Genomic DNA, 13,397 nt, shown 5'->3' with positions numbered 1-13,397 from the left:
GCCCCACCCTGTTTTCTGATCACAAATTGTGAAGAATCTGTTCTAACAGCAAACGGAAGAGATGTTTGGGTAACATTTCCAAAATTATCCCTGATTTTCACCGTATAACGATAACTGCTTTGTGGAAGGACCGAAAAATCCATATAATCTGATGACCGTAACCATTTCGCATCTTCGTTATCTTTATCATTTTTAAAAAGATATTCGAGATCATTGCCTGGCAGTTCAGGTTTATCCGCCGCCATATAAACCATACCTGGTGTAACTGCCGATGGTTTTGAGGCAAATGATGCTTTTAAGTTGCCTGTGCCCAAGGTTTGTTTCCAAAAATTAAATTCTTTTAAGCAAGCACTATAATCAAGACCATAATTGTATATTGAAATTGATGATATTGCTGTTGTGGCACCTGGTCTTCCGCCAGAAGATTCAATCAAAATACGCTGGTCTCTTTGATTATTAGGTACCAGTGCATAACTGGCCGGTTTACCATTGATAAATACCTCGAACTTGCCCTGAGAAAAAGAACAGATTAACTGTTGCCATTTTCCATTACCCACTATCCTTACGGCTTTATTTCCTTTACCAAAAAACAGATCTGTTTTTGAACCAACAGCAGGTAAAAGAGAAAAAACAGCACTAAATGGTTTTGAAAAACCGACCTCTTTTGTAATGTTACCTCTCATAAGGATTTTACTACCATTGGCCAATACAGCAGCTGTTTTTCCATTAATATCGGCAACTTCCACATTCCCCTTGCACGTCAGTTCTCCCAAAGCTGCCCCATTATTGGGCCAGCTTGCTAAATCCCCATATTCAAGGTTTTTTGCAGCTGCGTACAGAACCGTATGGTTAGTTATGCCTTTTGTATAAGCTGCTTTAATCTCTGTATCGGTTAATGGGATATCATAAATTTTCAAAGCGGCCAGCGCACCAGAAAACCCTGAAGTTCCATCATCATTTCCGCCAACAAGAAACCTGGTAAGATTATTTACGAAAAGCATTCTTCTTTCTGCCCTATCCAATTTTCCATCAACATATATACGCTCCATTGTCCCATCAAAAACCATGGTAATCACATGCCACTCATTTGCTTTGGGTAAATTCCTATATCCTAAATTTGCCCAGCCAAGATGGGTGGCAGCGCCTGCACCTTTACTATTCCCATAACCTACCGCAGCATTGCTTAAATCAACACCACCCCGTCCTGTCCATGAAATGATGGTTTCTTCTTTATTAATCTCTGGGTTCAGCACCCACATACTCACGCTATAACTGCTATTCCCCAGCATAGATGAAGGCGCACGAACGGATGACGACAGGCGCTCGGTGCCAGAGAAAACCAAAGCTTTTTTTCCACCTATCATTGAAGTAACTGGCTTGTTTGTTCCGTTAGCAGAAAACACACCGCCCAATTTTCCATTATTTTGAACATGAGCTGCTATTGATCCTATCCGAAGGTGATCAAAGTTCAGATCCACCAACAGTCCCTTCGGTTCAAAATGTTGCAAAGATTCCCTTTTTTTGATGTTGGTGTTCATCACTGGATTATATTCGGCATTGTCGAAAACCTTAATGTTCCATATCGCCTTATTTAGGCCCGGATATTCTGTCCGTAAAATTGTTGTACGCAGATATCTGGCCTTAATGTTCCCAAAATCGACCATTGGACTTCCATGTTGGGTGTTTTTACTCTTATCAATGTACAGTCCCCATGTTTTGCCATCGAGCGAATATTCGATTTTGTATTGATAGTACCAGGTTGCATATTCAAATTGAGTATGTACACTTTTAACATCATAGACTCGGCCTAAATCAACTTGGATCCATGAGGGGCCGATATTGTTTTTGGCTTTCCATAAAGTTCCGTTATTATCATCGAATGCAAATTCTGATTTAAAATCCTGATCATAAGCTGAAGAGGCCACAGCAGTTTTGCCCAGCGCCAGATTTGGATGCGGATTCGCATTTTTTGCCAAATAGCCGATTCCGGAATGTGTAGGCACCAGCTTCAGTATATTTCCTTTCTCATCGAAGATCATTTTATCTGCCGCTACCTGCCTGTGATAGCCACCGTCGTTGTGTGGGTTATTATGCCGGTGATAAACCAGGTAAAAATCATCTCCCTGCTGCAGAACAGACTGATGCCCTGGTCCGTGCACCGTTCCATCGCCATTTGTGGCAAGGATTGGATTATCCGCGGCATACTTAAAAGGTCCCATCGGGTTGCTTGCAGTGGCATACTGTACCCTGTAAGTTCCATCTTCGCAATAACCGGATGAATAAGTAAGATAGTAGATTCCATTTCTTTTAAATACAAATGGAGCCTCGAAAAAGTCTTTTGCATCGGTATTTGGAATCTGAGCAAGTTTTGAAAAGGACTTCATGTCGTCATTCAATAAGCCAACACCGCAACCATGGCCCGGATAAATGCCCCAGGTACCCCAATACATATAATACTTACCATCGTCATCTTTAAAAGTCTGCCCATCAAGTGTGATCACCTTGGGTACCATAAAATTTGAAACTATTGGTTTTCCGGGTGCCAAAAGGGATGTCCATGGGCCAACTGGCGTTGCTGAAGATGCACCAAATATTTCAACGGGCTGACAGTAATATAGATAATACTTTCCATCAGGACCCTGTGTTGCATCCGGTGCCCAGTAATGATGGGTTGTTGGCCAGTTCATATCCTGCATGGTCCAGTTCACAAAATCTTTTGACGTCCATACCTGCGATGGTCCAAATCCGCCTCCATTGCCATCGGTTGTTGCATAAATATAAAAAGTATCTCCAAATTTTTTAACCGTTGGATCTGCAAAATAACCTGGTATAACAGGATTGCCCTGCCCCTTCGTCAAATGCCGAGATTGCGCCATTATAGGTTGGAAAGCGCTACATAAGAGAAAAAAAACGAAGAGGTTTAGATAAATGTTTTTCATAATTAATTGTTGATATCCCGACCTATAAAAACCAGAGTTGATTGATCAGGATGTAAATATAAATGAAGCGTCATCTAGATTTCCGTTGTATATTGATGCATAACATTATTATTTTAACCAAGCACCCCAATCTTTGTTGTACGGCGGGGTACTTGTTAAAATCTAGTAGCTATCAGATAAAAAAGAAGCATAAAAACACAGGGCTTCTTCATAGTTTTATCGATGAATTTTAAGGATTGTTTTTATTCAATATTCTTTAAATTCATTTGCGCTTAGTAAAAGATCCGGGTATAAAATATCTTGATATAAACAGATCTAAGAAGGGTCTTATTGATAAAATGATTTAAACATGAAAATATACAAAGTATTCTTGCGTACCATACTGTTCCCAACTATTTTAGCCATGGGTATCACTTCTGCCAATGCACAAAATGGAGATCAGATATTAGACGGGATCGGCGAAACAGGAATGAGTGCGCGTTATATCTTTAATGGAGATGCCAAAGACTGGTCTCGAAATAATTTTCATGCAAAATTTCAGGGCGACGGAGTCAAATTTATCAACGACAGCCGATTTGGAAAGGTTTTGTCGCTCTCTGGGGATAACAATTCCTTTGTCACAATTCCAGGAGAAGTATTAACAGATATAGAATCGCTCAGCATATCAGGATGGATATACCTCCGTTCTAAGCAGCCCGGCCAGCGGTTTTTTGATTTCGGGAAGGACGTAACCAAACATTTTTTTGTGGCCCCTGTTGGAACAAATGCTCAGGAAGGTTTCCAGACATCGATCACGGCAAAGGAAAACAATAAAAACACAGCGGTTTCTCCTGCTTTAGAACTGAATAAATGGATCTATATTACCATTGTGATAGATATTCCATCAAAATCTATGGTGACCTATGTGAATAGCAAGCCTGTGGCCGAAGCTAAGCACATCCCCCTGGAGTTAACAATGGTATTCGATCAGCAATCAGGGGCAAAAAACCTGTTGTATATCGGAAAATCGCTAGTACCGGGAGATCCTTATCTGAATGCCATGATACATGATTTCCGTATTTACCGGGTTCCGTTAAGTGCGGGGCAGGTTGCCGGAATTTATCGCAATGCCCAAAGAGGTAATCAGGAAAGTGCGGTAAATGTAGGTAAGCGTGAAGATGATCTCCCAAAGTTTTCTTCAGGCACTCCACAGCTTTACAATACTTATTTAGCCCATGTATCAGATATTCAGGTGGAAACAGAAGTAGGAAATTTACCACGGTTACCCAGTTATGTACCGGGCACCTACAAGAATAAGATGAAAGGTCCAAAAGTACGTGTGTTGTGGCCTTCTCCAACTGATAATAGCACGGTCTTGAAACCTGGAAGTTACACCGTTACCGGGCGTGTTGCGGGAACGTCTTTTCAACCTAAAGCATTTGTAACCATAAAAGCGCTTAAAAAATCAGCCTCGCCAGCCTTAAAGCTAGAACCATTTGCTTTAAACAGGGTTTCTCTACAAACGGATGTTCATGGCCATGCAACCAAATTTATCGAAAACCGTGATAAATTTATCAAAACATTAGCTAAAACCGCCCCTAACTCTTTCCTCTACATGTTCCGCCAAGCTTTTGGCCAGAAACAACCCGAAGGAGCAAAACCTCTGGGGGTATGGGACAGTGAAGATACCAAATTAAGGGGGCATGCCACAGGCCACTACCTTTCGGCAATTGCCCAGGCCTATGCTGGTACCGGATATGACAAGGCACTGCAGGCCAATTTCTCAAAAAAAATGGAGTATATGATCAATACACTCTATGAACTATCGCAATTATCAGGGAACCCTAAAAATTCAGATTCCACCTCGGTATCTGATCCGAGCGCTGTGCCGCATGGCCCCGGTAAATCAGATTATGATTCTGACCTTAGTGCATCGGGCATCCGTACAGATTATTGGAACTGGGGAAAAGGATTCATCAGCGCCTATCCTCCCGATCAGTTTATCATGTTGGAAAACGGAGCGAAATATGGAGGACAGAAAAACCAGGTTTGGGCCCCATATTATACCTTGCATAAAATTTTGGCTGGCTTAATAGACGTATATGAGGTAAGTGGCAATAAAAAATCACTTAAAATAGCTACTGACATGAGTGACTGGGTATATACCCGCTTAAGCCAGCTGCCTCAGGAAACGCTTATCAGGATGTGGAATACTTACATCGCCGGAGAGTACGGGGGCATGAATGATGTAATGGCCCGTTTATACCAGATTACAAATGATCCGAAATACCTAAAAACAGCACAATTATTTGATAATATAAAGGTTTTCTTTGGTGATACAGTACATTCGCATGGGCTGGCCAAAAACGTAGATATTTTCCGTGGACTGCATGCTAATCAGCACATACCCCAAATTGTAGGGAGTATCGAAATGTACAGGGTATCCAATAAACCTGAATATTACAGTATAGCGGATAACTTCTGGCACAAAATGGTAGACGATTACATGTATAGTATCGGAGGCGTTGCAGGTGCCCGTAACCCTGCCAATGCGGAGTGTTTTATTGCGCAGCCAGCTACCTTGTACGAAAATGGCTTCTCTGAAGGAGGGCAGAATGAAACCTGTGCCACCTATAATATGCTAAAACTGACCGGAGACCTTTTTCTATTCGATCAGCGGGCAGAGCTGATGGATTATTATGAGCGTGGCTTATACAATCATATCCTGGCATCTGTTGCCCTGAACAGTCCTGCCAATACTTATCATGTACCACTCAGACCAGGATCTGTTAAACAATTTGGCAATGCGGATATGACAGGTTTTACCTGCTGTAACGGCACTGCGATAGAGAGCAGCACCAAATTACAAAATTCAATTTACTTTAAAAGTAAAGATAACCAGGCGCTTTATGTGAACCTGTACATTCCCTCAATACTAACATGGACAGAACGCCAGATTAGGGTAGAACAGACAACAAATTTCCCAAAAGAAGACCACACCCGCCTCACAATTAAGGGCAGCGGAAAATTTGATCTCAATGTGCGTGTGCCAGGCTGGGCCACCAAAGGATTCTTTGTAAAGATCAACGGGAAAGAACAAAAGTTTCAGGCTGAGCCAGGCAGTTACCTAAAGATAAGCCGTACCTGGAAAAATGGCGATATTGTGGATTTAAAGATGCCATTCCAATTCCACCTCGATCCGGTTATGGATCAGCAGAACATTGCCAGTTTGTTTTACGGACCGGTATTGTTGGCAGCGCAGGAACCAGAAGCCAGAAAAGATTGGCGTAAAGTAACCTTGGATGCCAAAGATATTGGCAAATCAATCAAGGGTGATCCACAATCTTTACAGTTCACTATTGATGATGTTGTTTTCAAACCATTTTACGAAACATATGGGCGTCATTCTGTTTACCTGGATGTTACATTAAAATAAGCACTGTTGCGCTAATAGCTGAAGAATGGCCCCATAGGTCACACTTAATGTTTTTCACATTGTAAAATTCCAGTATAGGAATTTTGTTTGTGCTGGAGTATTGATTTATAAAAATTCAATCTCTCCTATGGTTTTAATCATTTATCGCTACCAGATGATTATCTCATTTTCATATCTTTTGGATAAAAAAGAGAAGAGGCTGTGTTCTTTTTGAAGAAACAGCCTCTCACAAAGCAAACAAAATCTTTACTTACTTGCCCTTTCAGTTAATTCTTTAACATTTTTGACCAGAAGACTAAATTCTTCTTTATCATATAATCTGGTTAAAAATCTGATGTAACCATCCCGGTCGATCACTACGTTACGTGTTACACCGGCTTTTTTATCGGCAAATTTCTGGAAAATTTTAGCGCCGGGATCTAGGGCCAATGGATAAGTGATATTCATGTCTTTGTGAAATTTCTGTACCACATCTAATGGTTCATCCCGATCAACACCGATCAATACCACATCTTTATTTTTATAGGCCTGCCAGATGTCCTTTTCTAAATAAGGCATTTCTTCTCTGCATACCTTACACCATGCAGCGGTGAACTGTAGAATGACAATTTTTCCTTTTAATTCTTTTAATGTGGTTTTCTTACCATCATGGAGTACCAGTTCAAAATCATCAGGGGCTTTATCTCCTACTTTTACCAGATAGCCTCTGCTATCGGCATTGGGGTTTTCGAATTTTGGTTGTTGCGCAAATCCACTAAGTGTAAGCAAAACTGCGGCTAAGGTTAATAGTTTAATTTTCATAATGATAAGTTTAAAGAGTTATAATGTTGTCTAAATTATTTTTCAGCGGCTTTCCAGCCTTCATCAAGTGCGGTGGCTACTTCGCCATATTTTCCTTTTTCGCCGAAGTAGGCGTTGCTACCAAAAGTATAAACGGGTTGTTTTACCAGATCGAGCTGGAGTTGCGGCAAAGGATATTCAGTTGGCGTACCGCCTACGAGTAAATTGTTCCTGCGCATAAAGGTAAATGGCAGAAATGCACCACCAGCGCCATCTATTTCAATGGCATATTCATAATGCAACTGTTTTCTCAAATCAGCCTGGTTTGCGGCAACATCAGGAAGCGTTCCTATGGCTTTTCTTACAGCGGCCGGATCATTTAGTATGGCAGCTGCGCCAGCATAATCCTTCAGCCAAAATTTGGATTCAGCCTTTAGTAACCTGATCTCTTCCGCCAGGAAATAAGGATTAACCGCACCAGGTGAGTTTAACGTGTTGGCTGTATTATACCATCTTTTTCGGTACCAATTGGTAAAAAGCCCACGCCCACGCGATTCGATAAATATTCCAAAACTTGTGGTGTATCCAAAATAACTATCAAAACGTTTATCGTTGCTGCTAATGTTGGGTAATATTCCGGTTAAAGGGTAAAATTTAGGGGTATTTCCGGTTTTATCGGCCAAATAGGCAATTTTAAGATCTGGTGGCAACCAACCAGAACCATCTGAATTGCGCTGTAACAAATTGGTCAATAACTGATTGTAATACCCCCCTGTTACCGTGGTGATCACAAAATCGGTGGTAAATCCTTTTTCGGCGTAGGCCAATACTTTATTCCATTGTTCATCGCCAATTTTTTCTGCTTCGGTCTTATCACGGGCCTCAGATGATAAAATCCTTGCAGCCATTGAATTGGCCAGTTTAATAAAGTCGGCTTTACTGAATGTTTTTCCGCTGAGGAAATCGAATTTAAACTGTGTATTCGCTTCAGCCAGTGTTATAGATTTATCAATCAGCTTGATTCCATTGGCAATTAAGGCCTTGTAAGAATCCGGAAAGTCTTTCGTGCTCAAGTTCACGTCATCCACAATAATACCACGGTCGAAAATAACACCAAGATAGCCTTGTGCTATTCCTTTGGCATAATAGGCCGCAACAAGGYAATCCTGCGTTCTATCTGTACCCTGTGTATCGTAAATCTTTTTACCCTGCTTTTCAATAATATCCAATGCCAGCGTGGCATCTAAATTGGCCTGATAAAAGTTATTGTAAAAAGTATTCCAGGTAACTGCACCACGGTAAGAAGTATTGTTATTGAGTCGTAGACGCGGTTCGTTCGCAAAATCCCACCAGGAAGAATTTCCGTTGGTATTGGTTGTCTGATCGGCTAAAAGACTAAAATGCGTGCCAGATGCACTTGTTGAGGTGCTAAAAATAGTTTGAACGCTACTTGTTGTGAGTTTAAGCCCGAGATCTTTTATCTGATCGATGGCTTCCTGATTCGTCAGCGTTGTTGGATTATCGAAATCTGTTTTTTTGCAGGCGCTAAGGCTTAAGGCAATAAGTGATATATAGAATATATTTTTCATTTTCTGTTCGTTAAAAGTTTAGCGTAAGTTTTGCGCTGTAAATGCGGTAGGTTGGATAATCGTAAAAATCCTGATTGCCTTCTGGCGTTACTCCGGTAAAGGATGTCCAGGTGTATAGGTTACGGCCAACTAATGCAAGTCTGGCATTACTTAGTACCCGGTTTATCCCAATAGCTTTTAGCGGCAGTTTGTAGCTTAACGAAACTTCTCTTAGCGATACGTAGCTGCTGTTCTGCAACCAGTAATCGGTGGTTTGCTGGGCATTAAAAACCGCTGTAGTAAAGGCAAGTGGCAAACCTGCCTGCGCCGCCTGATCAGAAAATGGGGAACGGTATTGATAAGTAAGATACTGTTGGGTTTCATTATATTTCTGGCCACCTTTTTTCCAATCCAACACCGCATATAGCGATAAAGGGCCGATATTGAAAGTATTTGAAAAACCGACAATAAAATCGGGCTGTGCATCTCCAATAATTTTCGAATTACCAGTAGCTGCATTTTGGTACAACAATGGTGTTTCAGCTGCCGTACCTTGCTGGCTTTTCAAAACCACAAACCCCAATTGGTTAACAGCAAAATCGCTCAGCTTGTAAATTCCACCTGCTGCATTGGTAACCAGCCCCTGCGCATTGGTTTCCAATTGATCGAGACCAGTGAGCACACTATAACCATAAAAGGCAAAAGGGCTTACTCCAGGTGCTTTTCTAAAATCGCCATCGGTAAACTCTGGTACATCACCCAATGAGGTTATTTTACTTCTAATTCTGCTAAAGGTAATTCCGGTGTTCCAGGTAAAGGCATTTTTGGTAACTACGTTGCCGTTAATTTCGAGCTCGAGCGAATTCGATTTTACTGCACCCAAATTCCCATAAATCCTTGCCGAACCTGTAGTTGGAGGAAAAGCCGGCACCAGGATAAAATCGTTTATACTTTTTGAAAACGCATAATTGGCCTGAACATTAATGCGTTTAAACAACTGCGCGTCAATACCAAATTCGAGTTCGGAGGTAATAGCCCTTTTCAGATCTGTATTTTCACGTTGATTATAGCTTACGCCGCCAGAACTGGATAAGGAAACCTGACTATCCTTAGCACCAAATGGAGGCAAACTTCCGGCCTTGCCATAGGCTACCCTCAATTTTAATTCGTTAATGATACCCAACTTCACATCTTCTGTTAACCGATATGCAGTAGATACCCTTGGGAAAAACGCTGTTCCAACATCAGCACCAAACCTCGAACTGTTATCCAGGCGGCCCAATACATCTATAAAAATCTTTTCCTTCCAAGCTGCTTTCAGGTTTAAAAAGTAACCGTAGTTAACTGTTTGTTCCCAGGTAGAGCCAATACTTCYACTATCAGCTGATGCCGCAGCTAAACTTTTAACAGGTGCACTCAGGTTATAGCCAGAACCAGATAATGAAGTAATCCTGTTTTCTTCGTATACCGCCTTTAACGTTGCCCCGAAGTCGAAATCGTTAAATTTATTATTATAGTTTAGCTGGGCCTGACCGTTTTTGGAAGTGGTTTTTGATGTCTGTTCGCCATAATAACCATTGTTACGGGTAATGTCGGCAGAAATCGTCTGAAAGCCAATCGGGTAGTAATCCGTTTCATTGTAATTTTCATTCTGTATGGAAGTATATACCTCCGCATTCAACTTATCGGTAAACTGGTATTTCACTTTTATACCAGCAAGTAAATTATCGCTGTTATTTTCATATTCACGGTAACTCAACTGGTAAAAAGGATTGTTCACATTGAAGTTCTGTATATCAAAACCATAGGGTTTAAAGGCATATTTCCCTGAGGCATCGCGTTCCTGAAGATTGATAAAAGGTTCGTATAGTGAAGTAGCATATAACAAGGAGCCGCTACCACTTGATGATATGGAAGAAGAAGGCGTTTTGTTGTTAAAGTATTGCAGGCTTAGGTTAATCTCTAAGTTTTTATCCGGTTTATAGCCAAAATTAAACAAGGCTGTTTGTCTTTTATCGGCACCCACAGGTTCTGCAACTCCGCCTTTATATTGATTTTGAAAAGATGCATACAAAGTATATTTATCGCCCGCAGTTGATGCCGAAACAAAATTTGTAAAATATGGATTGTTGTTTAACATGTTAGCCACATTATCGTATACATTTGGGTATGGGTGAAGGTTAAGGGAATAACCGTTAGTTTGTACATCGATGGTCCTGGCGTTGCCGTTAAGCACGAATGAACCATCGGAATTAACCTTAAAATGATGAAACTGAGAAGTTGGCGGCGTATTTTGCACATTGCTTAAGCCAAATTCATTATCGACAATAATATTCACCTTTCCGGTACCTTTTCCTTTTTTGGTGAGCACCTGGATAATTCCGCCTTCACCCCTGGTACCATAAAGGGCCGAAGCCGCTGCGCCTTTAACCACTTCAATCGATTCTATATCCTGCGGATTTAAGTCAGACAGGTTTAATGCGGTTACAAACCCATCCACTACCAAAAGCGGCGCAATATTGCCCGATACCGATTTAGCGCCGCGCAGATAAACCGTTGCCCCCGAATTACCAGAAGATTGACTGATCTGGATCCCTGCAACCTTTCCTCTTAAAGTTTGAGAGGCATCTGTAGCCGGAACGGTATTAATCTGATCGTTATTCACTTTTGTTAGGGCAAAGGTCAACTTTTTGCGACTGGTACCTTCTGCAACGCCCGTAACCACCACATCAGCTAAAAGATGGACATCTTCTTTCAATTCCACATTAATTTCTGATCGGTTATTGATAGCTACAACCTGTTCTAAATAGCCCTGAAAATGGATGATGATACTATCAGCTTTTTGAGATAAGTTTAAATTAAATTCTCCTTTACCATTGGTGCTGGTGCCGATTTTGGTACCTTTTAATTTTATGGTAGCGCCAATAAGTGCTTGCTTATCTTTACTGTCGGTGATCTTACCGCGAATGGTATTTTGAGCAAAAGCCTGCAAACTGCTAAGCAAAACAAAGCAGACTATTAAATGGGTAAAAAATAGTTTCATTTTTATGGATTATAATTAAGGATGATTGGTCTGGTTGAGAAATTGAGTGAGTTTTGAGATTGAAGTTGTTAACACGAGAATTTGTACCTGTACATCTTTTGTATGGTACTGCTCAATGGCTTCTCTCACACCGGGAAGGGTTTTAACGCCATAGCCGGTGTACAGACCAGGGGCATAAATGCTATGCCTATACCACGGACGCCCAGGTAAACCTGCTTGTAGAAGCAATTGTTTTTCAGCCTGAAAAAGTAAGGTATTGAGTTGATCAGTTTTAGTATCCGAAGCGAGTGCAGCAGATACGATCTGATCAAGTTTTGATGATGCAGTTTTTAAACTATCTACTGCTAAGTTCAGTGCTTTAAAATCAAACTCTGGTAATTCAACCTGTACAGGAGGATTTTTCAAGTTTTCTTTAGGATCGTTGGCGAGCTGATAAGCACCACTTAAAACGAGCTTATTCTGGCTTTGAGCACCTTCCCTAAGCTGTTTTGCCAAAGCGTTTACTTCAGTAACATAAGTCGCTATTTTAGCCTGAAGATTAGAAAAATTAAATGGAAGTACATCTGCATTGGCCAAACGTAATACCGCCCGGCCAGCCGTTTGCGATAAGGCCAATCCGTATTCAAAACCYGGATCTTTAAACTTCACAAAGTTGTCGTAAGTATCGAAATTGGTATGGTACTCTCCTCCTTCATCTTCCCCGCCAAAACCAAGGCTTAAAGTAGGGATGCCGAGGTGCTGCAAAAACGCTGAATAATCTGATCCTGTGCCGAGCGCGCCCAGATCGAGTGTTTGGCTATCTTGTATTTTCTTACGGTCGGTAAGCGAGGCTGTAGAAATGGTTTTATTGGCTTTCCACCGCTCAAAAATATTAGAACCAACCTGAGGGTCTTTTACATCTTTCGAAATTTCTGAAACAAAATTTTCTAAAGCATGGGAACCGCCAGCTTCCAAAAAGCCACGGCCATTGCCATCCGAATTGATGTAGGCAACCGCTTTACTGTTTAACTCGTCTGCATGGTCTTCTACCCATTCTGTTGAACCTAAAAGCGATTGTTCTTCTCCATCCCAGGCAATATAAACAAGTGTTCGTTTAGGTTTTATACCTGCCTTTGCCAATTTTCCGATAGATTTTGCTTCTTCCAAAAGGGAGGCCAGCCCACTTACCGGATCTGCAGCGCCATTTACCCAGGCATCGTGATGATTACCACGTATAATCCACTGATTTTTAAATTTACTTCCCTCAAGTTTTGCTACAACATTGTATGCTGGCACAATATCCCAGTTAAAAGCCAGGTTTAAACGGACCACGGTACTTCCATCGCCAATGTGATAGGTAACGGGCAAGCCACCGCTCCAATCGGTAGGTACCACCTCACCTTTAAGTGCAGCAAGCAATGGCAAAGCATCGTGATAACTAATGGGCTGAACCGGAATTTTAAGAATCGTTTTGGCATCTGCCCGCTCCAACCTTTTGGCATTCTTGGTAGAACCGATTCCGGGTGTTAATGGATCACCGGGATAAATTACCATATCCATTACCGATCCCCGTTGAACAGCAAATTCTGGCTTGTAGGCGCCTTGCGGATATACATCTCCTTTCACAAAGCCGTCATCTTTTGGGTCCGAATAAATGATACAGCCCACCGCAC

At 41.4% G+C, this 13,397-nt stretch carries 6 protein-coding genes; 1 reads left to right on the top strand and 5 read right to left on the bottom strand.

Translation table 11 applies throughout. From position 1 onward, the window contains the following. The coding region (locus AC1DPQ_RS04345; protein WP_477608104.1) for a family 43 glycosylhydrolase at nt 1-2,876 on the bottom strand (2,876 nt) is incomplete at its 3' end. A gap of 412 nt (nt 2,877-3,288) precedes the next feature. On the opposite strand from AC1DPQ_RS04345, the gene AC1DPQ_RS04340 reads away from it, so the two are divergent. Then, nucleotides 3,289-6,354, top strand: coding sequence for a beta-L-arabinofuranosidase domain-containing protein (locus AC1DPQ_RS04340; RefSeq protein ID WP_477580530.1), 3,066 nt, complete (start codon nt 3,289-3,291; stop codon nt 6,352-6,354). A gap of 246 nt (nt 6,355-6,600) precedes the next feature. On the opposite strand, the gene AC1DPQ_RS04335 is transcribed toward AC1DPQ_RS04340, so the two are convergent. The 4 genes from AC1DPQ_RS04335 to AC1DPQ_RS04320 form a co-directional block, all read right to left on the bottom strand. Continuing rightward, nucleotides 6,601-7,155, bottom strand: a complete 555-nt coding sequence (locus AC1DPQ_RS04335; protein ID WP_477580528.1) for a peroxiredoxin family protein — start codon at nt 7,153-7,155, stop codon at nt 6,601-6,603. Nucleotides 7,156-7,190: 35 nt separating this feature from the next. Beyond that, nucleotides 7,191-8,723: a RagB/SusD family nutrient uptake outer membrane protein gene (locus tag AC1DPQ_RS04330; RefSeq protein WP_477608102.1), complete on the bottom strand. Its 1,533-nt coding sequence runs from the start codon at nt 8,721-8,723 to the stop codon at nt 7,191-7,193. Nucleotides 8,724-8,733: 10 nt separating this feature from the next. After that, entirely contained in the window at nt 8,734-11,745 is a 3,012-nt protein-coding gene (locus AC1DPQ_RS04325) for a SusC/RagA family TonB-linked outer membrane protein (RefSeq protein WP_477608101.1), read from the bottom strand. A gap of 15 nt (nt 11,746-11,760) precedes the next feature. Next, nucleotides 11,761-13,397: transferrin receptor-like dimerization domain-containing protein (locus AC1DPQ_RS04320; protein ID WP_477608099.1), on the bottom strand; the 1,637-nt coding region annotated here is incomplete at its 5' end.

The organism is Pedobacter sp. 01T416_2, assembly GCF_056398925.1.
The sequence above is the reverse complement of the archived record's forward strand: the minus strand, read 5'-3'. Positions and strand labels throughout refer to the sequence as shown.

Coding starts and splice junctions, on each gene's coding strand:
- AC1DPQ_RS04335 (WP_477580528.1), bottom strand. CDS start 7,155: ATGAAAATTAAACTATTAACCTTAGCCGCAGTTTTGCTTACACTTAGT.
- AC1DPQ_RS04340 (WP_477580530.1), top strand. CDS start 3,289: ATGAAAATATACAAAGTATTCTTGCGTACCATACTGTTCCCAACTATT.